This is a genomic window from Paenibacillus sp. 2KB_20 (genome assembly GCF_052115765.1).
Taxonomy (GTDB): Bacteria; Bacillota; Bacilli; order Paenibacillales; family Paenibacillaceae; genus Paenibacillus_AQ.
The window spans coordinates 121228-146910 of the sequence record NZ_JBFRHH010000008.1 but is presented as its reverse complement, the minus strand read 5'-3'; the positions used below and the strand labels follow the sequence as shown (position 1 = coordinate 146910).

At 48.0% G+C, this 25683-nt stretch carries 22 protein-coding genes; 4 read left to right on the top strand and 18 right to left on the bottom strand.

From position 1 onward, the window contains the following. Positions 1-74: 74 nt before the first annotated feature. A complete protein-coding gene (gene pdhA / locus AB4124_RS22865) occupies positions 75-1142 on the bottom strand; it encodes a pyruvate dehydrogenase (acetyl-transferring) E1 component subunit alpha (RefSeq protein ID WP_076321344.1) in 1068 nt (355 codons plus the stop codon). Positions 1143-1398: 256 nt separating this feature from the next. Between pdhA and AB4124_RS22860 the strand changes: the two genes are divergently transcribed. Further along, positions 1399-2127: an alpha/beta hydrolase gene (locus AB4124_RS22860; RefSeq protein ID WP_215154972.1), complete on the top strand. Its 729-nt coding sequence runs from the start codon at positions 1399-1401 to the stop codon at positions 2125-2127. 304 nt (positions 2128-2431) lie between these two features. Here the strand turns inward: AB4124_RS22860 and AB4124_RS22855 are convergent, their stop codons facing one another. Together AB4124_RS22855 and AB4124_RS22850 are read right to left on the bottom strand one after the other, a co-directional pair. Continuing rightward, positions 2432-2896 carry a low molecular weight protein-tyrosine-phosphatase gene (locus tag AB4124_RS22855; protein WP_098743292.1) on the bottom strand — a complete coding sequence of 155 codons (465 nt, stop codon included), beginning with the start codon at positions 2894-2896 and terminating at the stop codon, positions 2432-2434. A gap of 79 nt (positions 2897-2975) precedes the next feature. Then, on the bottom strand, positions 2976-3623 hold the full coding sequence (locus tag AB4124_RS22850; protein ID WP_076321343.1) for a trimeric intracellular cation channel family protein: 648 nt from the start codon (positions 3621-3623) through the stop codon (positions 2976-2978). A gap of 139 nt (positions 3624-3762) precedes the next feature. On the opposite strand from AB4124_RS22850, the gene AB4124_RS22845 reads away from it, so the two are divergent. Both AB4124_RS22845 and AB4124_RS22840 read left to right on the top strand, forming a co-directional pair. Next, positions 3763-4407, top strand: coding sequence for a thiamine diphosphokinase (locus AB4124_RS22845; protein WP_215154976.1), 645 nt, complete (start codon positions 3763-3765; stop codon positions 4405-4407). Positions 4408-4675: 268 nt separating this feature from the next. Beyond that, positions 4676-5170 (top strand): C40 family peptidase, encoded by a 495-nt coding sequence (locus AB4124_RS22840; RefSeq protein WP_441974277.1) that lies wholly within the window; start codon positions 4676-4678, stop codon positions 5168-5170. Between the two features lie 48 nt (positions 5171-5218). Here the strand turns inward: AB4124_RS22840 and AB4124_RS22835 are convergent, their stop codons facing one another. Continuing rightward, entirely contained in the window at positions 5219-5941 is a 723-nt protein-coding gene (locus tag AB4124_RS22835; protein ID WP_430107002.1) for a response regulator transcription factor, read from the bottom strand. A gap of 226 nt (positions 5942-6167) precedes the next feature. Between AB4124_RS22835 and AB4124_RS22830 the strand changes: the two genes are divergently transcribed. Next, complete coding sequence (locus AB4124_RS22830; protein WP_441974276.1) at positions 6168-9518, top strand: discoidin domain-containing protein; 3351 nt, start codon at positions 6168-6170, stop codon at positions 9516-9518. A 98-nt stretch (positions 9519-9616) separates the two neighbouring features. On the opposite strand, the gene AB4124_RS22825 is transcribed toward AB4124_RS22830, so the two are convergent. The 14 genes from AB4124_RS22825 to AB4124_RS22760 all read right to left on the bottom strand — a co-directional run bounded on the left by AB4124_RS22825 (position 9617) and on the right by AB4124_RS22760 (position 25678). After that, positions 9617-10654: a ThiF family adenylyltransferase gene (locus tag AB4124_RS22825; RefSeq protein ID WP_441974335.1), complete on the bottom strand. Its 1038-nt coding sequence runs from the start codon at positions 10652-10654 to the stop codon at positions 9617-9619. A gap of 207 nt (positions 10655-10861) precedes the next feature. Then, complete coding sequence (locus AB4124_RS22820) at positions 10862-11671, bottom strand: aminoglycoside phosphotransferase family protein (RefSeq protein WP_441974275.1); 810 nt, start codon at positions 11669-11671, stop codon at positions 10862-10864. Positions 11672-12079: 408 nt separating this feature from the next. Then, complete coding sequence (locus AB4124_RS22815) at positions 12080-13633, bottom strand: ABC-F family ATP-binding cassette domain-containing protein (protein WP_441974274.1); 1554 nt, start codon at positions 13631-13633, stop codon at positions 12080-12082. A 122-nt stretch (positions 13634-13755) separates the two neighbouring features. Continuing rightward, positions 13756-14751, bottom strand: coding sequence for a hypothetical protein (locus AB4124_RS22810; protein ID WP_441974273.1), 996 nt, complete (start codon positions 14749-14751; stop codon positions 13756-13758). Continuing rightward, complete coding sequence (locus AB4124_RS22805) at positions 14738-15292, bottom strand: hypothetical protein (protein WP_430203943.1); 555 nt, start codon at positions 15290-15292, stop codon at positions 14738-14740. The genes AB4124_RS22810 and AB4124_RS22805 overlap by 14 nt, the downstream gene beginning before the upstream one ends. A gap of 5 nt (positions 15293-15297) precedes the next feature. After that, positions 15298-15693, bottom strand: coding sequence for a hypothetical protein (locus tag AB4124_RS22800; RefSeq protein ID WP_430130309.1), 396 nt, complete (start codon positions 15691-15693; stop codon positions 15298-15300). A 24-nt stretch (positions 15694-15717) separates the two neighbouring features. Further along, a complete protein-coding gene (locus AB4124_RS22795) occupies positions 15718-16176 on the bottom strand; it encodes an ABC transporter permease (RefSeq protein ID WP_076321164.1) in 459 nt (152 codons plus the stop codon). Positions 16177-16249: 73 nt separating this feature from the next. Beyond that, positions 16250-18322 (bottom strand): hypothetical protein, encoded by a 2073-nt coding sequence (locus AB4124_RS22790; RefSeq protein WP_441974272.1) that lies wholly within the window; start codon positions 18320-18322, stop codon positions 16250-16252. Then, the gene (locus AB4124_RS22785) at positions 18319-20223 is read right to left on the bottom strand and encodes a pilus assembly protein CpaF (protein ID WP_441974334.1); all 1905 of its coding nucleotides are present in this window, start codon (positions 20221-20223) and stop codon (positions 18319-18321) included. The genes AB4124_RS22790 and AB4124_RS22785 overlap by 4 nt, the downstream gene beginning before the upstream one ends. Then, positions 20210-21079: a hypothetical protein gene (locus AB4124_RS22780; RefSeq protein ID WP_441974271.1), complete on the bottom strand. Its 870-nt coding sequence runs from the start codon at positions 21077-21079 to the stop codon at positions 20210-20212. The genes AB4124_RS22785 and AB4124_RS22780 overlap by 14 nt, the downstream gene beginning before the upstream one ends. Beyond that, the gene (locus AB4124_RS22775) at positions 21076-21783 is read right to left on the bottom strand and encodes a hypothetical protein (protein ID WP_441974270.1); all 708 of its coding nucleotides are present in this window, start codon (positions 21781-21783) and stop codon (positions 21076-21078) included. Before AB4124_RS22775 ends, AB4124_RS22780 begins: the two co-directional genes overlap by 4 nt. Positions 21784-21836: 53 nt before the next feature. Further along, positions 21837-22946, bottom strand: coding sequence for an SAF domain-containing protein (locus tag AB4124_RS22770; RefSeq protein ID WP_441974269.1), 1110 nt, complete (start codon positions 22944-22946; stop codon positions 21837-21839). 28 nt (positions 22947-22974) lie between these two features. Further along, on the bottom strand, positions 22975-24441 hold the full coding sequence (locus AB4124_RS22765) for a serine/threonine protein kinase (protein WP_339272390.1): 1467 nt from the start codon (positions 24439-24441) through the stop codon (positions 22975-22977). 160 nt (positions 24442-24601) lie between these two features. Continuing rightward, positions 24602-25678: an SAM-dependent methyltransferase gene (locus AB4124_RS22760; RefSeq protein WP_441974268.1), complete on the bottom strand. Its 1077-nt coding sequence runs from the start codon at positions 25676-25678 to the stop codon at positions 24602-24604. Positions 25679-25683: the final 5 nt, after the last annotated feature.

The window sequence follows — 25683 nt, the reverse complement described above, 5'->3', positions numbered from 1 at the left end:
ACCTGATGCATACAGCCATGACAAACCGGATGATTATCCAGGATCAACCTTCGACAATCATCGGCCCGTCATTTTTATTGAAAATCGGCTTTCTGCTCTTCCAGATGCTTCGGTGTTTGTTCGAACATGCTGTCGATCAAACCAGGTACCGTCATTTTTTCCGTTTGTTCTGCTTTTTTAATTTGCTCGTTGACTTTCGCTTTCGCTTCTTCTCTCACGCGAGCTGTATCTTCCTCTGTCCAGAGGCCTTTTGCTTCCAGGTACTTCGCAAGACGTGCGATCGGATCCTTCTCGTTCCACTCGCCCTCTTCTTCCTTCGTACGATATTTCGTAGCGTCGTCAGACAGGGAATGTGGACGGAAACGGTATGTCACAGCTTCGATAAGCGTTGCGCCTTCGCCATTGCGGCCGCGTTCTGCAGCATCACGAACGGCCTTGATCACAGCGAGAACATCCATGCCGTCAACTTTAACACCCTTGATACCAGCTGCTACAGCTTTATGTGCGATAGACAATGCTGCAGTCTGCTTGGAGAATGGAGTCGTGATTGCATAGCCGTTGTTTTGCACGAAGAAGATAACTGGCAATTTGTACACGCCTGCATAGTTCAAGCCTTCGTAGAAGTCGCCTTCGGAAGAACCACCGTCACCGGTATACGTAATAGCAACTTGTTTTTGCTTCTTCAATTTGTAACCCATAGCGATACCCATAGCATGCAAGATTTGCGCGCCAATGATGATCTGAGGCATCAATACGTTAACACCCTCCGGAATTTGTCCGCCATGCTGATGTCCGCGGGAGTAGAGGAATGCTTGATAAAGTGGAAGTCCATGCCATACGATTTGCGGCATATCACGGTAGCCCGGGCAGACAAAATCGTCTTTCTCAAGCGCGAATTCGCTACCTACCATTGTTGCTTCTTGACCGGATACAGGAGCATAGAAACCGAGACGTCCTTGACGGCCGAGATTTACGGCGCGGTCGTCCCAAGTACGGGTAAATACCATACGGTACATAATTTCTTTCAGTTGATCATCTGACAATTCAGGCAAAAGATCTTTGTTTACGATTTTGCCATCCGGGGAAAGTACAGATAGAGTATCGACTTCCTCGGTATATACTTCATAAGGAACCTTGGTCATTTTTTTCACCTCAATAAATATTTGAATATCAAGTTCCGCTGTTATAGAATTATTATACACCTGTTTCACTCCATTCGTCAAAGAAATACGAGATAAAATTTCATATTTCTTAACGTTTGTATGTATAACAGATAATATATAATACTATAACAGTATGACAAACATCATAGAACAGCAGCCAACTTAGACATGTCAGGGTAATTTTAACTTATTGTTTACCGCATTTCAAAAACTAACCCGAAAAAGGTGACGAATGATGACGAATGAACGTTTATTGAAGCGAACCATTGTAAAAGAAGTGATTGAAAGCAAGTTTCTGCAGGAGAATCGAACGCTGCGCATTTACCTTCCTCCCGGATACAATGAAATTCTCAGCTATCCTGTCGTTTACTGTCAGGATGGAGAGGAATTTTTCAATTTTGGTCGCATCGCGACTTGGGCCAACCAGCTCATACTCGAAGAAGGCGTGGAGCCGTTTATCATTGTAGGCGTGGAAGTGAACACCAAAGTTCGCACCGAGGAGTATGCGCCATTCGGCAACCGTTTCGATGCTTACCTATCCTGCTTCGCCGAAGAGATTATTCCCTTCGTTGAACAAAAATATCCTGTGCGCAAAGAGCCTGCCGAAAGAGTACTCGCCGGCGACTCCCTTGGCGGAAGCGTCTCCGTGCATCTGGCCTTGCGTTACCCGCATCTCTTTACCCGAATCATCAGCTTGTCCGGCGCCTTCTATGAGAAGTCTCAGAACATGATTAGGGAAGAACAGGATTTATCCTGGCTCGACATCTATATGATTGTAGGCTTGCAAGAAGACAACTACGCAACCGATACAGGTGTCTATAACTTCGTTGAACTGAATCGTTCAACAAAGGCATTGCTGGAAGAACGGGGTGCCACCCTATCCTATCTTGAAAAAGACGGCCGTCACCTTTGGGGATTCTGGCAAAAAGAGCTCCCTGCTGCTCTTATGTACTTCCTTGATTAATCGATAGATTGGCAAAATCCATTGGCTATATAAATGACCTGTTACAGCAAAATTCATTGCCTGTCCCACCCGGGACTTCACGTGTTACGCTTTAAAGCAGTTAGCAAAAAAGAATACCTTTGAAGCAATAGTTAGCACAAGTTATGCCACTCCTGTTGCTTCACTTCAAAAAAAGATGAACAACCGCGCATTTTTTATGGAATGTGCATTGTTCATCTTTTATGTTCGGCAGCCCGTTCTTCTTGGTATCGCTTTCAATGATTTTCGTCAAAAAAGCGGTGGACTCACCGCTTGTTCGAATCGATTATAGCTTTTCTTTCATGATTTTGTCCAGTAAGATGTCACACCCCGCATCAATAAGCCGGTACACCTCATCAAAATTTCCAGTGAAATACGGATCCGGCACCTCGCGCAGCTTTTCATCGGGCAGCAAATCCATAAACTTCAGAATAGCAGCCTGTTCGCCGCCCGCTAACTTGCGCATATTTGCCACATTCGAATCATCCATGCCGATGACGTAATCGAACTTGACGAGGTCCTCGCTTACCACTTTGCGAGCAACCATTCCTTCGTAGCTGATTTGCCAGCTGTCCAGCAGCTTTCGGGTTCCTTCATGGGGAACGTTCCCGATATGCCAATCTCCTGTGCCGGCAGAATCCACGCTGATCTTTCCCTGCAGCCCACGCTGTACAATTTTATGTCGCAGCACCGCTTCCGCCATTGGCGAGCGGCAGATATTGCCCAAACATACAAACAAGACGGATACCATGGTCCTCTCTCCTTCACGCTATAATAAATCGTCATTTTACGAGAAATCTAACTTTATGAGTATTGTTGCCTGCCTTCCATTAACCCGAACTGACTTTCTTTCCATTGGCTGCCGCAGGATGACCCTCGTGCAGCGACCTTCTGGGCAATCTCCATTTATAAAGCACGGACAGCATCCGGAATACGATCACCACAACAAACAAAGCCAGCAGTTCCCATGTCTTGGTGGCGACACCAAGGCCGATGGCGACTCCTGCTATCATGGCCCAGACCGCATAGATCTCATCACGCAGCACAAGCGGTTTCCGCCCTGCCAATAAATCGCGGACCATTCCCCCGCCGCTTCCGGTAAGCACAGCAGCCACAATCACCGCGCTCATGGGGTGATTCATTTGTGTAGCATATAAAGCCCCTTGAATCGCAAAGGCAGATAATCCGATCGCATCGAACAGTGCCTCCGTTTTCTTCCAGTGCTGAATCAAACCGAGCGGCAGCACAAACGCTACAAATACCGAAATCATTGCGAGCATGATTAAATCCCCCTGGCTCCACAGGGTGGTAACCGGCACGCCGATCAAGACGTTTCTTATAATACCCCCGCCGAAGGCTGTGACTAAACCCAGAACCACAACCCCCAGAATATCGTATTCCTCTTCCATAGCTACAAAAGCTCCGGACATGGCAAACGCAATGGTGCCAATGATACTGAATACGTCAAACAGATGCATGTCCAAAATTCAGTTCCCCCGCTCCCCCGTCAATTTACATACTACATTGTAGCCGTGCCTATTAAAATTGTGCAAGCATGAAAACTGCTCTATACTAGAATACAATGACAATTCTCTCGAAAAAGGAGGAATTTATATAATGAGCCATACTCGCGTCCTGATCTTTACAGGTGGGGAGTTGTCACCACGTTTCCTGGATGAGGTTCAAAACGGGGACTTCATTATAGGGGCTGATCGCGGAGCCCTCTACCTGATTGAACATGGGATCAAGCCGCACCTGTCCGTTGGAGATTTTGACTCCATTCCGCCCGGCCAAATGGATCGAGTACGATCTATGAGCGGTAAGGTAATCGACTGTGATCCGATCGATAAAAATTTGACCGACACCGAGCTTGCCTTCGAAATGGCACTGGAGCATTCCCCCGAATCCATCCTGATTCTAGGAGCTACGGGAACGCGCCTGGATCACACGCTGGCTAATATCCATATGCTAATTCGTGGACTCCAACATCATATTCCGTGTTCTATATTAGATGAGAACAATTTTATTACCCTGACGGGCTCCAGCTGCATAGTTGAGAACAAAGGGTTTACATATGTCTCCCTACTGCCGCTGACTACGGAAGTTACCGGGATCAATCTCGAAGGATTTGAGTACCCGCTTCACGATGCCACATTGCGATTGGGGCAGTCTCTCGGAGTTAGCAATAAGCTGGCCGAGGACAAAGGGACGGTCCGGATCGAAGGCGGCCTGCTCCTTATTATTCAGAGTAAAGACCACTAATCATTACTATTTTGTCATCTTTGATACAGCAATGTTAACAATCGAAATTATTGTCAAAAACCCTTGTATATCAAGGGTTTTTTCTCGTTTTCAAGTCATCGTTTGCATCTAATTCTTAATATTTTGTAACTTTTAATGATATTTTAATAATTCGCTTTCATTTCATGTGGCCCAAGGGTTTGCGCCGATTATCCAAAATATAGTCGGTTTCAAATCTGATATACTCGGTTCATCGCAAAAACAAAAACTGCTTGGAGGTAATCACAACATGAATCGACAACATTGGATTAAGAAGGCCGTAGTAATCAGCTTGAGCGCAACTTTGGGTGTAGGAGCAGTTCTTACTGTTGCACCACCGGCTCCTGTAGAAGCAGCATCGGTAAGCACAGGAACTCAAGTCGTTAACTTTGGTAAACAATATATGGGAACACCTTATAAATTCGGAGCATCCACGTCCACGACAAGAGTGTTTGATTGCTCTTCCTTTATGAAGCATATCTTTAAAAAATACGGCGTAAATCTGCCACGCACATCCGCTGCCCAATCCAAAGTCGGTCAGGCTGTATCAAAATCGAACCTGAGAGCCGGCGATTTGATATTCTTCTCGAGCGGAAGCCGCGCAAATGGTAGAAACGTAACACACGTAGCCGTTTATATGGGCAACAACAAAATTCTGCACACTTACGGCAATCCTGGCGTAACAATCTCCAGCCTGTCAGGCAACTGGAGCAAGACTTACCTGAAAGCCCGCCGCGTGCTGTAGTTCAATACCACTTGTTACTAACGAATGAAATCAAAGACCGTCTTCCACTCACGGAAGGCGGTCTTTTTTGCTTGCAGCATTGATTTCTTCCTGCGATACCAGTTTATATCCGGTTCCCCGAATCGTACGCAGCAGCTTTTGTTTGCGCCCTCTATCGATTTTCTCTCTTAGATGAAGAATATAGACATCCACCACGTTGGTACCCGTATGAAAATCGTAATCCCACACCTGTTTTAAAATATCCTCACGGGTGCATACTTGTCCCTGCCTTCTAGCCAAAAACAGCAGCAGATCATATTCGCGATGAGTCAGCTCGATGGCTTCTTCTTCCCGGGATACATTCCGGCTCAGAGGATCGATCACCAGATCTCCGATTCGGATGACTTCCTCCTGCTCCATGCGACCTGTCTGAAAAAGTTTCAGCAAATTGGAAATCCGCGCCAACAGCTCCCTTGTATCTCTGTCATCAGGGATATAGTCATGGGCACCTGCCTCCAATGCCTGAATGGCTTCATCAGAACCGTCATTTCCGATGACGATGATCGGGATCTGTTCCTTTTTGCCCGTCAGCCGTTCCACGAGATTAAAATGGTTCATACCCGGCAGTCTGCTGTCGATGAGCAGCAAGTCTGCGCCTGAGCGCTGTAAAATGGCGACCACTTCCGAATAACTCATGGCATGCCTAACCTCATAGCCCGCTTGTTTTAAAATCTCCATAACGGTCTGTGCCCGATCTTGATTGTCTGCCGCGATCAGAATTACTTTCTCCACGGGTTCCCCCCCGCTTTCAACACTTAATAATGTAAGTATGGCTGATTCATCCTGCTTTCACTCCAAAAGATGCTGGGATCACATACGATTTCCGTAGAAATACATCTTATCTCTGCAGCGGCGCTATTTTTATAATGGGATGTAGGATTAGGAAAGGGGGATATCTTTACCGATTAGCTCATGTTTAATGGGAAAGTATGTGAACACTTTGGAGGAGGAAAATAACATGCGCAACAAACTCGTGGTATGGCCACTTGTCATGGCTATGCTGATATCTATCGTATGCACGGCCGCAGGGCCGCCCGCACCGGTTTCAGCCGCAGGCGAAACAAACCTCTCGCTCGGCAAAGCCGTAACAGCAAGTGGTCAATCCCAAACCTACGAGCCGGCTAACGTTAACGATGGAAATCAAGGTTCGTACTGGGAAAGCACCAATCATGCCTTTCCGCAGTGGATTCAAGTCGATCTCGGTGATGACACGAGCATCAACCGGATCGTCCTTAAACTACCTGCCACTTGGGAATCACGGACACAAACGTTAATGGTACAAGGCAGCTCGAACGGTTCAACATTCTCAAATATCGTGGATTCGGCCGATTATGAATTCAACCCGTCTACAGCAGGAAACTCGGTGACTATTCGTTTTGACGAAGCGAGCACGCGATTTGTTCGCCTGACCGTAACGAGTAACACGACTTGGCCGGCAGCGCAGCTGTCTGAGTTTGAAATTTATGGACCATCGGTCTCCCCGCCAACACCTCCTACGGGTAACAATATCGCGAGCGGCAAACCGATTACCGCCTCCTCAAGCACCTTCACATATGCAGCAACCCAAGCTAACGACAATGACATCCAAACCTACTGGGAAGGCGGAAGCAACCCAAGCTCCTTGACGCTCGACTTGGGAACCGATCACGATATCACCTCCATCGTGCTGAAGCTGAATCCGTCTCCAGCGTGGAGTACGCGCACCCAAACCATACAAGTGCTCGGGCATGACCAGAGCTCAACAAATTTTAGTGATTTGGTATCGGCTCAGTCTTATACATTCAATCCCGCGTCCGGCAGCTTCGTAATAATTCCGATAGCGGCGACCGTGAAACGTCTACAATTGAACATAACGTCCAATTCCGGTGCACCGGCAGGGCAGATTGCCGAATTCGAAGTTTACGGCACACCCGCACAGAATCCGGACCTGACCATTACGGATATGTCCTGGACTCCAGTTTCCCCGAATGAAAACGATAACATTACACTGCGTGCTACAGTTAAAAACATTGGGGACTTGGAAGCTGGGGCTACGACGGTCAATTTTTACTTAAATGACACGAAAGCAGGCTCCTCCCCGGTAGGTCCGCTTGCGGCAGGAGCATCCTCCACGGTAACGCTTCATGCCGGAATCAAGACGGCTGGATCCTATTCCGTCAGTGCCAAGGTCGATGAGGATAATGAAATCATGGAACAGAATAATGAAAACAACAGCTATTCGCATCCAGCCCCTCTGGTTATTGGTGCGCTCGAAAGTTCTGATTTGATAGGAACGGTACAATGGACGCCCGCCACTCCTGTCGCAGGGAATGCAGTAGCCTTTACCGTTAATCTTAAGAACCAGGGCAACAAAGCCACGGCAAGCGGATCCCACGCGATTTCCGTCGCTCTGAAAAATCCGGCCGGTTCAACGATTCAAACCTTCACCGGTGGTTATGATGGCGCGCTTGCTGCAGGTTCCTCCGCCGCTGTCCATATTCCGGGCACATGGACAGCGGCAAATGGCAGCTACACGTTAACAACATCCATAGCACCGGATGCAAACGAACTACCCGTTAAACGGGAGAACAACGTCAGCCAGGCCAATCTCACGGTATATTCCTCCCGCGGCGCCAGCATGCCATATACCCGTTACGATACGGATGATGCATTACGCGGTGGCGGGGCTCTGCTAAAGTCGGCATCGACTTTCGATCAAGCGCTCACAGCATCAGAAGCATCCGGCCAACGTTATGTAGCGCTACCTTCCAACGGGTCCAATCTGGAATGGACGGTTCGGCCAGGTGAAGGCGGCGCTGGCGTAACCATGCGCTATACGATGCCGGACTCACCTGATGGCATGGGATTGACTGGCTCACTCGACGTTTATGTGAATGGCACGAAGAAAAAGACCATTCCATTGACTTCCTACTACAGCTGGCAATATTTCTCCAGCGATCATCCTGCAGATGCGCCTGGTGGAGGACGCCCTCTCTTCCGGTTCGATGAAGTACACTGGAAGATGGATACGCCGCTTCAGCCAGGAGACAAAATTCGTATTCAGAAATCCAATGCCGATAACCTGGAATATGGCGTTGATTTTATCGAAATCGAGCCGGTCCCTGCGGCAATCGCCCGTCCGGCAAATTCGGTATCCGTAACGGATTTCGGTGCAACCCCGAACGACGGCCAAGATGACCTATCAGCGTTTGAAGCTGCTGTACAGGCTGCCGCTTCAACCGGCAAGACCTTATACATTCCCGAAGGGACATTCCATCTGGGCAACATGTGGAAGATCGGTTCGGTTGGGAATATGATTGATGACATCAAGATTATGGGCGCAGGCATCTGGCATACAAATATTCAATTTACCAATTCAAATGCCGCTTCTGGCGGGATCTCGCTTCGGATCACGGGCCAGCTTGATTTCAGCCATATCTACCTCAACTCAAATCTGCGGTCACGTTATAATCAAAATGCAATCTACAAGGGATTTATGGATAACTTCGGCACCAACTCCAAAATTCACAATGTGTGGGTCGAGCACTTTGAGTGTGGATTCTGGGTAGGCGATTATGCGCATACCCCAGCCATTATCGCGGAGGGGCTGATCATTGAAAACACCCGAATCCGCAATAATCTCGCGGACGGGGTCAATTTTGCCCAAGGAACCAGCCATTCAACTGTCCGCAATAGCAGCATTCGAAATAACGGAGACGATGGTCTCGCCGTATGGACGAGTAACGTGAATGGCGCACCTGCGGGCGTTAACAACACCTTCTCCTATAACACCATCGAAAATAATTGGCGCGCAGCAGCCATCGCATTCTTTGGGGGAAGCGGACATAAGGCTACTCACAACCTGATAGTTGACACCGTAGGCGGTTCCGGTATTCGAATGAATACCGTGTTCCCGGGATACCATTTCCAGAACAATACCGGCATTCTGTTCTCCGATACAACGATCATTGGGAGTGGAACCAGTAAAGACCTGTATGATGGGGAGCGCGGCGCAATTGATCTGGAAGCATCGAATGATGCAATCCGCAATGTCACGTTTACCAACATCGATATCCTGAACACCCAGCGCAGTGCCGTTCAGCTTGGTTATGGCGGCGGTTTTCAGAACATCGTATTTAACAACATCCATATTGACGGTACGGGGCTAGACGGGATCACATCCTCAAGATTCTCGAATCCTCATCCAGGTGCGGCGATTTACACCTATACGGGCAATGGTTCGGCAACATTTAACAATCTGACAACAGAAAATATCGCTCATCCTGATCTGTATTTCATTCAGAACGGCTTTAATTTAATTTTGAATTAAGGATTGGGGATCAACATGAAAAGGAGTGGGCCTGTGAGGCCCACTCCTTTTGTGCGTTTACGATTATTGATGAAACGCTTCTGCTCTTGTCCTTGTAATTACCCACCAACGTATTGATTGTACAGCGACCTGGCCTTGGCGATATCCGATGTGCCATGCACCAGGGTTCTGCCGTCCCGGAATATAACCAAACGATGTGGATTCACCTGATAGATGATCATATACGGCGTTACGGTTGCTTTTCCATGATGGAGCCTGTTCAATCGATCGGCCATTTCATCCAGCTGAAGCTGCAGCGGTCTGGCTGGCCTAATCTGTACCGTATCCCTGCCGCACAACACCTCGCTTTTATCCGCGTGTTCAGCCGTCAAGTAAAGATATTTCGGATGTTCCCCGCATGTGGGGCAGTCCGATTTTTTCGCTCGGTCCACGCCAAACTCCACCCGTTCATTACGCCATAAATCGAACGACAGCATCTTTTTTCTAAGAGCATGTCGGTGTCCTGACAAAAGCTTCATCGCTTCCATCGTTTGATGGGCAACGACCATCTGTACCGCTTGCGGAAGAATTCCGTTAATGTCGCAGGTGTCACCACCCAAGGGAATCGTTCCAAGCAGACAGTTCAAGCATGGCGTCTCTCCCGGCAAGAATGTGTAACTCATGCCTGAACTTCCCACGCAGCCTCCGTAAATCCACGGGATTCCATGCTTAAAACCGATGTCGTTCAGGATCAGCCGGGTCCCGAAATTATCGGTAGCATCCATCATCAAATCAACGCCTTGACAGAGTACCGACAGTTCCTGGGCACGTACATCCATAACGATACCATCTACGATACCATCCGAATTAATTTCGGATAACCGTTTAGCCGCTGCTACGGCCTTCGGTAATCGATCGATCGCATCCTGTTCGGTAAACAGCTGCTGACGCTGCAGATTGCTCCATTCCACATAATCCCGATCCACGATCGTTACATGCCCGACACCTGTGCGAACCAAAGTTTCAGCTATAGCGCTTCCCAGCGCCCCAGCACCAAGAACGAGCACGTGACTGTCCCGGAGGCGGAGCTGGCCCTCTTTTCCAAATGGCGTAAAGCGCTCTTGCCTAGAATACCGATCCTCTCGTTCCCTTTTCATTGTTACATCACGGTCAGGGGACCCCGAGGCTGCCACGAAGAGAGACTGTGTACGATTGACTTCCTCCTTGTTATCGCTTAAATCAGACATGAATTTTCCTCCGATCAATATCTGCAAATCTTCTAACAAAAGATGACGTTCACGAAGTTTTTTGACGACGACCCATGATTGAAAATACCCATCCCACGAAGAGGATGGGCTGTTTAACTATTGCAACCTAGTATTTAGCGCCTTCTCCATTATACTGCGATGACGCAGAATCCAGGCCGCACTTCGCGCCCTCCAGGCAATCCCCCATAGAAGGCCTTCCGTTTCCGGCGTGACCTGTAACTCGATCGCTTCCTCTGCCGTTTCCCTTACGACCACTTCAACGATCATCTCAAAGAGGGCGGCCCTACTAGTTGGATCGAGGCCATATGCGTCAACCAATAAGCGGAGCTGCCTTGCACGAACCTCTGCATTTGGCAAACCAACCCTTTCAGCTACATCATCATCATGCAGCTGCGGAAATAGCCAACATACGCGGGCTAGTTCAAGAAACGGATGTACAGGGCCAGCGTATTCCCAGTCAATTAATGCAATCGGCCTCCCATCACGGGTAACCATATTCCAAGGGGCAATATCACCGTGGCTGTATACAACCCTGGTGTCACCCAGTTTACGCAGGAACCATGGTTTCCAGACAAGCTCGGGTTGGGGTTTAAATGTAGCAGCAGCGTCATGAAGCTGCCGTAATAATTGTCCTACTTCGATGATACCTTCGTCGCTCCATGGCCCGGGATGAACAAATTCGCCTTCGATATAACTTAACATCTCTTGGCCTTTCTCATTACATCCTGAACCTATAATATCCGGAATCGATGTAAACCCTGATTGCCTCAAATGCCTCAACAAAGAGTGTACAGCCGGAGTCCAAGCTCCGGCTGGGCGGTACACAATCTGGCCCCGCCGTATAACCGACTTCTCGGGAGAGAGCATGACGTCTTCTCCCTGATTTAAGTTATTTTCCCAATTCATTTTAGTACGACTCCCTTTCAGAAGGGAATTACACGGGTTCATGGGGCTATGGATGCGAATCCCCTTCATATAATGATGCCCCGATGGATAAGTCCATGTCTTCCATCAACATCTCCTCCGTTCATTTCAGGTTGTTTCTAGCATATCATAAATGCACTTATACCATAAAACATAAAGTATAAAGCATAAGGCATAAGGGATATACCATACGATATACGAACGATATACGATATAACATAAAACATAAAACATAAAACATAAAACCGTAACCGTACGCCCCATTTTGCGGATATACATAAGGAGGACAGGCAGCAATCTGCCCATCCTCCTTATGGAATACTAATAAATTTATGATAATCAAAGTTTCATTTGTCCTTGCAGAGAGCTGGATTCTGATCCTGATATGAATCAGGAATTCTGGTTGGACCAGTCTTCGACGTTCCAGATCTTGGTCACCCAATCCTCATAAAACTCAGGTTCGTGGGAAACCAGCAGGATTGTGCCTTTATATTCTTTCAAAGCACGTCTTAGTTCTTCCTTAGCCACAACATCAAGGTGGTTCGTCGGTTCGTCAAACAGAATCCAATTGCTTTCGCGCATCAGAAGTTTACACAGACGGACCTTGGCTTGCTCTCCGCCGCTAAGTGCCTTCAATGGACGGGTAATATGCTCGTTTTTGAGCCCGCAGCGAGCAAGCGCTGCACGAACCTCGTGCTGGTTCAAGTGTGAGAATTCGTTCCACACATCATCAATCGGCGTAATATTCCCTGGACGCACTTCCTGCTCAAAATAAGCAGGCACCAGGAAATCCCCTTGATACGTCTTCCCGGAGAGCGCCGGGATTTTGCCTAATATGGTCTTCAGCAGCGTTGATTTACCTACGCCATTACAGCCAACAATGGCAATTTTCTCTCCTCGCTCGATCAGGATATTCATTTTGGGGAGCAATGGTCGATCATATCCGATCTCAAAATCGATCCCCTCGAATACCGTTTTTCCACTAGCACGGGATTCCTTGAAGTTAAACACAGGTTTAGCTGCTTCCTCGGGGCGGTCAATCCGCTCCATACGATCCAGCTGCTTCTCCCGGCTTTTCGCTCGGCCAGAGGTGGAGTAACGGGCCTTGTTCCGCTGAATGAAGTCTTCCTGCTTCTTGATGAATTCCTGCTGCTTCTCGTAAGCATCAATATGCTGGTTCTTATTGATATCGGCCATTTCCAGGAACTTCTCGTAGTTCGCTGTATAGCGAGTCAATTTTGCAAATTCCAAATGATAGATCACATCCACCACCTGGTTCATAAATTCCGTATCATGGGATATCAAGATGAAAGCATATGGGTATTGCTTCAAATATTGAGTGAGCCAATCAATATGCTCAACATCCAGATAGTTGGTGGGCTCGTCCAACAACAGTACATTGGGCTTCTCCAGAAGAAGCTTTGCAAGCAATACTTTAGTACGCTGTCCCCCACTTAATGTTGCTACATCGCGATCCAAGCCAATGACGGATAACCCAAGACCATTCGCCATCTCTTCAACCTTTACGTCCAACATGTAGAAATCCCCGATATCCAGCTGCTCCTGAATTTCACCCATCTGTTCGAGTAGCAGCTCCAACTCCTCGGGAGAAGCATCACTCATCTTATTGGTGATCTCCATCATTTCTTTTTCCAGCTCCAGCAGAGGCAGGAAGGCATCCTTCAACACATCACGAACCGTTTTGCCAGGTGTCAGTTTGGTGTGCTGATCCAGGTATCCGTACCGGATCTTCGGTGTCCACACCACCTTGCCGCTGTCTTTTAACAGCTGCCCGGTCAAAATATTCATTAGTGTTGATTTGCCTACGCCGTTTGCTCCAACCAAACCAACATGTTCGCCTGCCAACAAACGAAAGGATACATTCTTAAATAGAGTACGTTCCCCGAAATTATGTGATACGTTCTCTACAGTCAATAAACTCATGGCTATAGTAACTCCTGTCTGTATAAAATGAACTTATTTCATGTTAATTTAGCGAAATATACACAGTCAAGAGTTTATTGTATCACATCCTGGAGTCCGGCAGAAACCATAACTTTCAGAGATTATAGAACACCGGGATTAGAACAGTTTTTCTCCTGATAACCGGCTGCCGCTGCCTCCTTGGCACTCGGAAACACTTCTTCCACGCGATAGTTGTATTGGCAGACATCGCGATAATAATATTTGAGTCCCCTGCTATCCACACCTCCGAAATAAACCGGAGCTTTAACGAGTCTGCCGCCTGCAAGGGCATAGTTATTATAATACTGATCGCCCAGGGGAATACCTTGAATAAATGCCATCATACCGATATCATCAATCGTATTCACCCACTCTTCCTGGGATATCAACGGAAGCGCGAACGTATAGGATACTCCGTTTCGGAGCGCCACTTGGTTGTGCCGCTGTATGTAATAAGCCAGATGATCTTGAACGGTATTCACAATCGTGATCCGCCTAACTTGTTCAAACCTATCTTTATCTTCCAGCAAAGCTACACCCGTCCTGCCAGTCAGATCCTCCCGAAAGCCAGAGTGCCAGATGGAGGAGCCTCCACCTGATTCATACACCTGAACGAAGGAATCCAATGTAAACCGGATGCTGTTGCCCCTGCCATCATTCCAGGCATAAGGGATTTTGGGTGTCCATCTGTGCTCCATGAGCTCCTCCCCATACGCGTTGGTGAAAGTTTGCGAAACATACATATAATACCCGTCATAATCCAGCACAACGATAGCAGGAATATACCACCACAGGGCAGTCTGCGCAGCCGGATCATCCGCGATCCCCATATTGATGTACAGCGTCTGAGAAAAGGACTCCAGCGCTCGCTCTTTGTCCGCACGCATGAACTTTAAAGAATCATATGCCGACTCTTTGTCCTGGGTCTCATTATCGTTCAGCATCATCCCACCGTCTTGGACGGCTGTGCGCAGAGCTGCCGAGTATTTCATCTCTACGTACCGGACATCCTCCAGACTCTCTGCACGCATGCCCAGAATAATAAACATGGGGAAAAACACGGCGGTGAATACGATGGCAAGATCAGTAATCTTCATTCAGAACCAAGCCTCCGTATGGGAATGCGATTGCTGCTTTTCCACCTGAATTTGATCCGGTCAGCGCATCGAACATGATCAGTCCGGGTGTTCGATTCAGAGAACTGACACTTACCTGGAAGTGATCTCCGGCCGTTAAGCGATATCGGCGTCTATCATCGTGTTTATCAACATTCGACTCCGGGAACAAATATCTCATAACATCTTCCTGATAGTAAGCATCATATACGACGGAATAACGATTCAGGAATGTACCCGGATCTGAAGGATCCCCATATTCCGGGTGGTACTTCTTGCGGTGGTGCTCCATCTCCACATTGTAAATGTTCCCGGTGGCTGCCAGCTCTTGCAGGAAGTCATTGTACATGATCGGAGTAATATACCCCTTCGTACGAACACTGTCCACGAATTTGGTGACGGATTGATAAACAACAAGTCGTGACAGATCATCCTGTCTTCTGGCCATCTCACCTGCGGGAACCAAGTACAGCAGAAGAAGTGCCAGAAAGGCAGCAAACCATTTCGAAACCGAGTTTGACATTGCTGTTACCTCACTTTAACAAACTGGATGCTTTCCACATCTCCATTGATTCTCCGAACGTACTCCGTAGCATAACGGGCGTTCATATCAATGATCGAGAGATCCAGCTCCTCCGGATTACTTCCTGATCGGAACAGTGCTCCATCTACATACATATTGAAGCCGCCTGCTTGAACCTCTCGCAGCGTGAATAATACTTCGCTCCCCTTATAAATGAGCTTCCTGTTCTCGTTCGTCATCTCTACGGTGATCACACCCGCATGCTGCTCCTGAGTCATTCTCCCTGCGGCTGATATACCGCCATCAACCATCGTCTGAATATGGAATGCATACAGGGCTGCGCCAAGAAATAATGCCACCCCTGCTGCCATTTCCAGCGCGCTTATCGTTTGTTCACGCAAGGCAAGTCACCTTTCCATTCATAACTATTGATCAAACTTGATGCCTCTGATCACGTTGGAATCATCCTTAACGATGGTGGCCTTAAATTTCCCGCTTGGATTGACGTACTCCGGGCTTTTCTCATCCATAACGTGTTCGATATTTCCCTGTCTTGAATCCGGATTGGGAATCGAACCGTCCTTCTCCAACACATTGCCGTACCATTGCCCTGCTTTATTTTTGCCTGTTGCTATGAAAACGCCAAATTGATCCTTATCCTTGTATTTGCGCAGTGCGTTTGTCACCTGAGAACCGCTGATGGTTGTTCCGTCATATACGGTAAATGCTGCCTGGGACAGCTCTGTTTGAATATCTGAAAAGTTGTTCTGAGCAGTTTTGGTTGCCTCCTGCGCCGAGATAAACAAAATAACAACAATGGTAATCAAAGCAATGGTCAGAAATATACCTGCTGCAACCTTTAAAGCGGATGATGCATTATTCATTGAAATCTCCCTCATTCTTTTATTTATTTTTTAAATCTACTGATCTAATTCCAGTTGACCCATCCTCGTGTCGTTATAATCGTTGAATTTGCTCATAGTACGTTTCCATCTGGGAGAAACTCATGCCGATTAGCGGAATGACAAGATACATAAAGATCAGCGCATACATCGGAGTAAAACCGATCATTCGCCCCCATGCGGCCTTCGTGTCGATCATCGCTTCATATTCCTGCTTGCGCTGCTCGAAACTGAATATCATTTCTCCATCGAGATCATCAAAAACATCCTTGATCGGTACTTTATCCACCGCAAGCAGCAGCTTGTCCACGAGCCGCTGAAATTCAGGAAACCAGACGTCTTCCTTCAACACCAGCAAAGCCAACTGTGCGCCATGTTCGTAATGAAGCAAGCTTTTTTGAATGGGACTCTTAAAAATAACGGCAAACCGATTAAGCCATTCTAATATGCCCTCAACCGAGATTCGCTCCATTCCACGCAATATAGAGATGACCGTCTGAAATTGATAAATTTCATGCCGCATTTCCATATTGCGAACTTTCCGGTGAAAATGCAGCAGCCATAATGGCGCCGCATATGCAGCCACACCTGCCAGAAAGGATAGGAGCAACTCCCACCATTTCAAATACTCGCTATCATAGCGCTGCAGTTTAGTCATAATTCGATCGGTTGTGATTTCAACTTGTTCTTTGGTCAATCCCATAGGGTCTGTCTCACTGACCATCTGTTTGATCTGATCATCAGTTACATCCGGCGACATATGCAATTGTTCCATTAGCAGCCGATCACGCTCAACCGTTTCTTCTGCCTGCCGGCGCTCGATCTCATTCATCTGGCCGAACAGGGAATGGTTCAGGGAAACGGGGACATACAGCAGATGATGTTTTGCCTGCACATGCAGGCCTGCTGCCAGCGATAACGACAGGAAGAAAGCCAGGAGGAAAAACGTCACCCTTCTGATATAGAGCCATTCGAACTTGATTCTCGCGTTGCTTTCCTTTAGTAACCGTATCTGCCTGTCATATTTCACCGTACCGGGTGTCGGAGCCATCACCTTCACAAGCCAGCGCATAACAGGAATTCGGTACATCCTTTCTTCCAAGGTCATTTTCTGAACCTCAGCGCGGTAATCCGTTTCTCGATTTTGCTGGAGCTTCTGAAGCAAGATATAAGAAATGAGAATAATGACATAAATGGATATCTTGGTCATAAACCCAAGCTTGCTCATATAAAACATATCCATCGATGGAAAACTGCTTCTGGCCCAGCGTTCAATCGGTTTGGTGAAAAAGACCGGCGCCAACGCAATCACATTCAAGCCCTTCATTAAATAATCCAGCTTGTCTCTGCGCAATATTTCCAATTGGATCTCCTTGGTCAATCCGCTTAGTCCATGCAGATAAATTGAGCCTTGTTTTCTCGCATGATCGCCAAACTCCATGACCAGATGTGAAATACCCGCAAATGCTTTAAGATATCGGTTCGGAGCTACCTCATAATACCTCTCCAACTCGTCATCAGGATCGTGGGATACCAAAGCATTGTAGATCCGATGGGCATGCATAGAGATTTCATGTCCAGAAGTCTCCGCCCCCTCGTACAAAGCTTCCTCTACCATTCCATGCTGCTGATAGTGATGACGGACGGAGGAGAACAATTCAACCGATTGGATAAGTATTTTTCGTTCCAGTCGGTTAATGAACATCTCAATGAGCATATTGTTAATAACCGTTGCTACGAGAATAACAATGATAATAAACCCTAAGTCCGGATGACTCCATATAAGAAGCATGGCGGTTAACCCGATCGTGCCGGTTATCGCCAAGGCTAGCCTCACTGTTTCAAACCGGAGTGATATTTCGTCGTAAGGATGCATGATCGCGATCCGCTGTCTGATCCGTTTAAGATAGGTTTTGATTAGCGGGAGCTTCATCCCATACATATAGGCCAATTGAAACCATTGCCGGTACATCCCCCGCAAGGATCTCACCTCGCCCGCATCCACCTTGACGGGAGTTACCTCACGATCCCCTCGTCTCCTGTTCATCCACGACATGATACCGAATGTGATGGAAAACAGTGCCAGAGATATGATTAAAATCAGTATTAACACATCTTTAGAGGTCACTTTTGTTCCCCCCAACCCGAAGCCAGAAACACTCTGAATTCTTCGGCATCTTCCGGATGCATCTGCTCGGACATTTCACGAACACTGCTTTCGGATAACTTGGCGGCAGCGATATAGGCACCGTCCCGGTATTCAATTACATTACGGGATACGAAATAACTTACTTCGTTCAATCTCCGCATATGTTCTGCACTTAGCTGAAAATACTCCTCCATGCTGCTCTTCCAGCGTTTTTCCGAAGTTCCCTCGAATGGTGGCAGGGATCCCTTCTCAACCGGGATGCACTCTGTAATACGCTCTATGTAACGGTTACCGTCAGCGTCTCTTCTAAGATGAATATCAAAGTTGATCACGCTGACCACCTGCTGCTCAGCAATATGCTCTTGCCTGAAAACGCCGCTCTTGAGCAAGGAGTTGCGCAAGGATTGTACAAGGTCTTTGAATGTCTTGGCATGATGGGTAAACACGGTAAACAAACTTGCCACTTGAGACATCTGTATCATCCATGACGCAACCTCGTCACTGGCAACCTCACCAAGAATATTAACGGTACCGTCCGTTTTCTTCTGCAGATCCAGACCTGCCTGCCCACTAATATGCTCGGTTTCCCTGAAGCTGAGAATATTCCTGCGGCTGTAGATTTTCCTTAAATGCAGCTCAAAGGCCATCTCCTGAACCCGAAGAGTATAAGACGCATAAATATGACCCACCATCGCCATGAGCAGCGTTGTTTTTCCGGATCCCTGAGCACCGGTGATTGCCGTAATCCGGCTGCCTTTCATTAAATACCTCAACAAACCGATCACCAATTCTGAGCCGTTTCCCGTAATTAACTGATCCAGCGAAGCCTTGGGCAGATCAAACTTGCGGACAAAGAACGCCCAGGACTCGGCAAATGGGGGCCGGACCACAACGACCCTGGAGCCATCCTTCATTTCATTCACTTTATAACCGCTGGCTTCCGAAAGCTGCCCAGGATGATTGTATTTGTATATGTTTTGACATACCCTCTTAAGTTCCAGCATCGAACCAAATGATAAAAAAGCTAGATGCAGCGACACCCCTCGATAAAAAATCCACACACTCTCACAGCCTGTTGCAGGAGATTCGATATGCGAAAAACTTAGCCCCAAAAACTCATCCTCGGAGTGAAAAATATCCTGCCCGCTGTCACGATTAACAGGAATGCCACTAACGCCGCCACTGATCCCGTCAATCCGTTGATCCCTGATTTCATCCACAACGGAAAAGCCTTTGTACTGCTGATATATGCGCTGAACGACGATGTCCAGCTTCTCCGGAAACAAGAGCGGACGCTGCTCTGACTCATAGATATATGCGATGTCTTCCGCGGTAACCGCATAGACGCTGCCCTCTCCATAACCTGGAATCACGCGCGGCTCTGCAAGATCATACGTTTCAAGAAGTACGGATAGAGCATCCTCTCCGTGCCTCTGCTTATACAGGTATAATATGATCTCGAATTGATCCTGGGCCGTTAACTCGGTCAGGTTTTCGAACGGAATGGCTGCATGAATGTTGGACTCGTTCAAACCTAGGTCTCTTACCAGGAGCTGCTTTAAAAAATCCTTTACATACGCCTTATCCAGCACATCTCCGGAAACGCAGCCCTTGAGGGCACTTCTCAATTCGCTTCGCTTGTTCAGCCTGCGGCGATACTCCTCTTCGTGCAACCCTAAATCAGACAACTGGCTGTGCGTCAGCTGATGGAGGCTTTCTTTAACAAACGCAGTCATAGCTTCAATAGAATAGGGGTCCGATCCCCGCGAAATCGTAGCCGCCGGTTTTCGGGTATCCAAATAACGCAGATATACAAACAGCAATACAAACAAAATCATGACGATGATCCATATCGTATTCAAGGAATTACCCAAGAGCATGCAGGCCTCCCAGTTTCGAACCGCCAGCAGGAAGACCAAGCTGTTCAGCCACGGCATCCGCCAGATTACGAACCGCATTATACAGTGAGCTCATGCGTTTCAGGTCAGCGCCTCCCCGGCTTCGCTGCATGTAGGGCATAACTGAGCGCATATTCCATGCATCCGTCATCCCGGAACAATACGGAACACCGAGTACCGTCGTCTTGATGCCAAAGCGGCGCTTGATATTTTGCAGTGTACAATGGCTATCCCGGTCATATTTGCCGACGATATAGAAGCATGCCTTGTCACTCACTTCTGGAGGCAACCTCTCCTGTTCAATCGCACTCTCCAGGATATGCAAATTCTGATTCAAACCAACTACGATTAAGTCTGCCGCTTGAAGTATCGCCCGATCTGCCGCACCAGGAACTCCATTTCCTGCATCGGCTACCGTGATGTCGTAACTTCGCTTGGAGGACTCCATAACTCTGGTCATAAGTTCTGCCTGTTTCCTGTCCTCCGCATTTCCTGTTGCATGTATAGCATCGGCAGACATGGGTTTCGGTCCACATAAAAGATCGAGCCGATCAGACAGGAGCGGCAAGGTATAATTGCGTACATTCTCTGGGCTCAGTCGCCCGCTTGCACGAAGCCGTTCCAAGGCATCCATTCCGGTATCTTGAAATGCCGTCATATAATCTAATGCTTCCTGTTTATAGGTAAAGGCTTGCTCCACTCGTTCCCCTGCATGTCCACCATGGGCGAGGAGCACTTTAACCTGATATTCAAGCGCCAATACAATAGGTAAGCTCGAAGCCAACATCGTACTGCCACTGCCGCTCTTCAAGGGACTCCATACAGCAATCAGACTCATGCATGCCTCCTTCCTGCTTGCCGAAGTGCCCGGCGAATATGCCGCTGCTCCATTTCCGTTAAAAGGCGGAGAAGTTCGGTAAGCGATCGTTTATACTGTCTGGACAATGGCTTGATGCCCAATCTTCCTGCATGTTCATTTTTTATTTTCAAGGCGAAAAACAATTCATCCCAAGGCATTTTCACGGGAGGACCCAGCCACTGAATCCGGCTGTCTTCCAGATAGCCTTCAATGTAGGTTTCATCCATCAAATCTTCAATGACCTGAACATATACCCGGTGGAACGGCGGTAGCGGAGCATCTGTTCTTGAAGCTCTCAGTTCATCAAGCAAAGCCGTACTCTTACGCAGTCCTGTTACCTCAAACCCGCTAACCCAAACATGGGCATCTGCTGTATCCCACTGCATCTTGTCCAGGAATTCCGTCTTCTCCACGTCCATGACGATATAGTCATATTTCCTCTCGTCTGTTTCCTCCAGATAGTCCATCAGCGACGTATAGTTCTCAAATCCGGTTGCCACGTCGAATCCGGCAAACTCCATAACCGGCAGCTGTGGATGTATCACGCCTATGCAATGTTTGTACTTCGCATCAATCGCACCATCCACGAGCAGTACTCTATTGTCTCCATTGGCTAATATTTTGCACATATAGAGGAGCATGTCGCTCTTATCACAGATGCCTGTAAATATCCACGTCTTCAATTTGATTACACTCCTTCACTTACCATCTGTTCTTCGGGGTTCGCCTTGTCTTACTAAGGACTTGAGAATATCAACTCCGCTTCTGGTGATTCCTTATCACTGCTATTCTGGGATTCTGGCGAGCCGGATGATCCCAAAATTTGCTCCGCTTCTGAATCCCGCTCTTCACGGATCGGAGTCTCTGTATTGGACTCATCGTCAGAACGGATGTCAGCGGTATTCCATTCCGTATCCGTTGAAGATTTCGCTTGCGAGCTTATGTTGGACGCAGGACTCCAGGAGTCCGGACTCCTTGCACCGCTGGCAAAGATCGAGTTATGATGCATGTCAGATACCTGAGCCTGCTGATTCGGTTGAAGCTTCTTTAAATCCTCTTCCAGCGTGTTTCGCAGCGTAACCTCGAAAAACTTCTCAGCTTTCTTTACAATATTCGGGTTGCTTGTAATCAGCTTCGTTACTTCAGCGTTCGGAGGATAGTTAGGAATCGCTCTATCTTGCAGCTCCGGCTCTACATAGGTGAGTGCATAAAGCGTTGCATCATGCAGATAAGCATCCACCAAAGCGCTGGAAAGCAATAAAATCTCCTGTTCGCTTAACGTCGTCCAGAACGTTGGATTTTGAAGCTTGTCGATCTTCTTCTTGGATAAAATGATGTAATCCTGTCCGGTAGGAAATTGAACCCTTACATCGATCACATCCCCTTGGCGTAAATTGCTTGGCAGATATACGGACTTCATCTCCCGATGACGGAGATCAGACGGTGTCGGCTCTTCTTCAAAGAGCATCGAGCGGGTAATCGGTGTTCCCTGCAGCAGCTCGATCTTAGCCCCCTTCCCTGCGATCTCTTCCTTGACCGAGAACAGATTGCCGGAAGAACCGTCATCAGGCAAACGCACTTCCTTAATATCCTTCGCATCTATGAAATGACCAGGCGGAATATCTTTTAACGGAACCCATGCAACCTTCATTGAATTGAGCTGCTGCAGCTGCGTCTCTTCAAGCTCCGTGATTCGCTGCTCGTATTTAGTACGCTCTACACCCTGCTGCTCTTTATAACCGTGCACATAATACATCATTGCGCCAGCACATACGGCACCCGTTACGGCTGCGCCGGCAAGTCCAGCAAATATCAGTTTGCGGCTGCGCCTCCTGATAATCGGCATTGCTTCATCTCCTTCAGTTCAAATGCGGTTAATTCTTTAGAAACCTGAATCTTCGCTTCCTTTCTGCCGGCGGCAAGTAGTCCTGAAATAACTGTGCAAATGCCTCCCTGCTGCTGTCCGGTACTTCAAACGGATCCAATTGCAGGGGTAAAGAATAAACTTTATTCGTTCCTAGCGTTCTTCTCATCTCTTGAATTGTTTCTTCTCCTGCAAGAGGCAGTGCATAGATCCTTGCCGCCTGTGGGTGTCTTAACAGCATCCGGGCCAGCGTCACCACATCATGCTGTCGCCACTCCGCTCCTGATCCGATAACGATAGGCAGATCGGCCCGAAGAAACTCCTCAAGCCGTTCGCTGTCCCGGTATGCTCCCAAATCCAACACAACTGCATCGTAGCTGCCTCCGAGCAGCGAAATAACTTCCGTTCTGGCCGTTTGCCGCCAGAAATGAATCCCGTTGATTTCGAATTTTCGGATAGATCCAAGCTTCCCGCCCTCGGCAATTTCCTGAATCCGGGTAAAGGCGGTGGATTTTGCACTCATTTCCACGATCGCTACCTTCCCGTACCTTGATGCCAAGTAATGACCAAATGCGATACAGCTATGCGTTGTTCCTACACCGGACGATGTCCCCAATACGGCCGTCACAAGCGTCCCGGCTAGCGTGTTGGACTGAACACCCGCAATATTCGCAGTAATCGACTGCTGCCTGTTTAGTGCTGAACGAACCTCTACTGTGGATTGATATCGGTGCTCCGGAGCATACTGTAGCAGCTTTCGGATAACGGGCACAAGCTCTCTTGGTAAATCGCCACGAATATGTCGCTCCACACCCGTTATCCATTCACTGAATTTGCCTCCGGTTGAGAGATAAAGCAGAAGCGCACCAAGTCCATACAGGTCCGATCTCGCATCGCTTTGCCTTCCTCCGTATTGCTCCGGCGCTGCAAATCCAACCGTGCCTAGCTTGACCGTATCCTCGCCACTCTCCTGTTTATAACTTCTCGCGATTCCAAAATCGATGAGTCTAACCTCCAGCTGATCGGTCAGCATAATGTTCGATGGCTTTAAATCTCGGAATATAACCTGAGGTTCGTGATTATGGAGATACTCCAGAACATCCAGCAATTGCTCGATCAGTTCCATAATGAAGTCCGGATTCACATTTCCCCGATATCCTCGGAAGTACTTCTCCAAAGTCATGCCCTGAATATAATCCATAACTAAATAGGTGTAGCCGGTATCCTGAACATGAAAAAAATCGACAATACGGGGCAGCCGCGGGTGACTGAGTTTAATCAGAAGCTGTGCCTCATCCTGAACGGCGCGCTGCATACCGGGTTCAGACAAGCTCTCTTTCACTGCCCATTTCTTCCCGGGCAGCTTCTGATCCTCGGCTAGATATACACAGCTCATGCCCCCTTCACCAATCACGCGGTCAATCACGTAACGCTCGCCCAACACTTCCCCATGTACCAATCTGCAAGGCTGATTCATGTCAACGCCCTCTCCTCTGACTTACAAACACAACAAAAAAAGGAAAGCACTCCGCCTCATCACTGAATTGTGATGAATAGCGGGATGCTTTCCCTAATGTTGTCGTTGGTTAATTTTGGAATCATTATAGAACAAGTTACATTCACTTGTAAAGACTTTTTTAATACTTAATCATATATAGCGTAATCTCGTCCCGATTATGGAACAGCTGCCTCGCTCCCTGAATCTGCATTCTGGACTCTTCAAACACCGACATGATTTCTTTTACCAGCGCCATCGGTTTCTTAGTCAGCAGCTTCACCGTAATGACAGCAGTACCGCCCGTTTGAAGGCTGTGCAGCAGCCCGGTCACCATTCTGGCCATTTGTTTAGGACTCCAGCTCATATCACACACCAACAAGTCAAACTCAGAATCTCTAAACGATACGTCCGCTGCATTCTTGTGAATCACGCGGAGGTTTTTATGACCATCGAGTGATGGATGCATTTTCGCCGGATCAACTGCCGTAACTTGCAGGCCGCGCTCCAATAGAAAGGATGTCCATCCGCCAGGCGCTGCTCCGATATCAACTGCCTTGCGGAAGGAATCAAACGGAATCCCGAACTGTTTCTCCGCCTCAAGGAGCTTGAATTTGGCTCTTGAGATTTGTCCCTCTTCCCGTTGAAAGCGGACGGCGCCTCCGTTCCAATCCGACAGGTTGTCCTCCGGCCGCGACACGCCAACATACCAGACGCTGTCAGCAGCGAATAGTGAAATAATCCACTCCGGTGCCTGAACCGTGTATTCAATTTCTAGCGCAGCCAAGCGATGCTGTAATTCATCTCGAAGCGCCGCCGGGTTTTCCTTCCACGAGCTGTTCTCCGTCTTTCGGATCTGGATGGATACACGGCTGCTGCCGATCTCCTCCTGCTTCATGACATGCTCAACGACCGCATGCAATGCTTCGGCAGCGGTATCGGCCGCTACCTCCAGATGTACCGGAAACAAATGCCGCAGAAAAATTGGCGGGGAAGACGTAATTAGCCGCTTCGCCTCCTCTTCGGAACTGCCGAGTGTCGCCAAAAACACCTCGCCCGGCATCATCATCGTGCTCTTTAAACTGCCAAACATCCGGCGCAGCTCTTCTTGGGCGTAGGGAGCAAAACCATGGTTTGCTGTGCATACCCACTTGCTGTGAAAATCCCGGTGATTTTGATTCTGTTCCTCATGCTCTTGCATCATATTTAATTCATCCAAACGGA

What these genes read in the sequence shown, in the direction of transcription:
- pdhA (WP_076321344.1), bottom strand. Translation starts at nt 1,142, where the DNA reads ATGACCAAGGTTCCTTATGAAGTATATACCGAGGAAGTCGATACTCTA.
- AB4124_RS22860 (WP_215154972.1), top strand. Translation starts at nt 1,399, where the DNA reads ATGACGAATGAACGTTTATTGAAGCGAACCATTGTAAAAGAAGTGATT.
- AB4124_RS22855 (WP_098743292.1), bottom strand. Translation starts at nt 2,896, where the DNA reads ATGGTATCCGTCTTGTTTGTATGTTTGGGCAATATCTGCCGCTCGCCA.
- AB4124_RS22850 (WP_076321343.1), bottom strand. Translation starts at nt 3,623, where the DNA reads ATGCATCTGTTTGACGTATTCAGTATCATTGGCACCATTGCGTTTGCC.
- AB4124_RS22845 (WP_215154976.1), top strand. Translation starts at nt 3,763, where the DNA reads ATGAGCCATACTCGCGTCCTGATCTTTACAGGTGGGGAGTTGTCACCA.
- AB4124_RS22840 (WP_441974277.1), top strand. Translation starts at nt 4,676, where the DNA reads ATGAATCGACAACATTGGATTAAGAAGGCCGTAGTAATCAGCTTGAGC.
- AB4124_RS22830 (WP_441974276.1), top strand. Translation starts at nt 6,168, where the DNA reads ATGCGCAACAAACTCGTGGTATGGCCACTTGTCATGGCTATGCTGATA.
- AB4124_RS22825 (WP_441974335.1), bottom strand. Translation starts at nt 10,654, where the DNA reads ATGAAAAGGGAACGAGAGGATCGGTATTCTAGGCAAGAGCGCTTTACG.
- AB4124_RS22820 (WP_441974275.1), bottom strand. Translation starts at nt 11,671, where the DNA reads ATGAATTGGGAAAATAACTTAAATCAGGGAGAAGACGTCATGCTCTCT.
- AB4124_RS22815 (WP_441974274.1), bottom strand. Translation starts at nt 13,633, where the DNA reads ATGAGTTTATTGACTGTAGAGAACGTATCACATAATTTCGGGGAACGT.
- AB4124_RS22810 (WP_441974273.1), bottom strand. Translation starts at nt 14,751, where the DNA reads ATGAAGATTACTGATCTTGCCATCGTATTCACCGCCGTGTTTTTCCCC.
- AB4124_RS22805 (WP_430203943.1), bottom strand. Translation starts at nt 15,292, where the DNA reads ATGTCAAACTCGGTTTCGAAATGGTTTGCTGCCTTTCTGGCACTTCTT.
- AB4124_RS22795 (WP_076321164.1), bottom strand. Translation starts at nt 16,176, where the DNA reads ATGAATAATGCATCATCCGCTTTAAAGGTTGCAGCAGGTATATTTCTG.
- AB4124_RS22785 (WP_441974334.1), bottom strand. Translation starts at nt 20,223, where the DNA reads ATGCTCTTGGGTAATTCCTTGAATACGATATGGATCATCGTCATGATT.
- AB4124_RS22780 (WP_441974271.1), bottom strand. Translation starts at nt 21,079, where the DNA reads ATGAGTCTGATTGCTGTATGGAGTCCCTTGAAGAGCGGCAGTGGCAGT.
- AB4124_RS22770 (WP_441974269.1), bottom strand. Translation starts at nt 22,946, where the DNA reads ATGCCGATTATCAGGAGGCGCAGCCGCAAACTGATATTTGCTGGACTT.
- AB4124_RS22765 (WP_339272390.1), bottom strand. Translation starts at nt 24,441, where the DNA reads ATGAATCAGCCTTGCAGATTGGTACATGGGGAAGTGTTGGGCGAGCGT.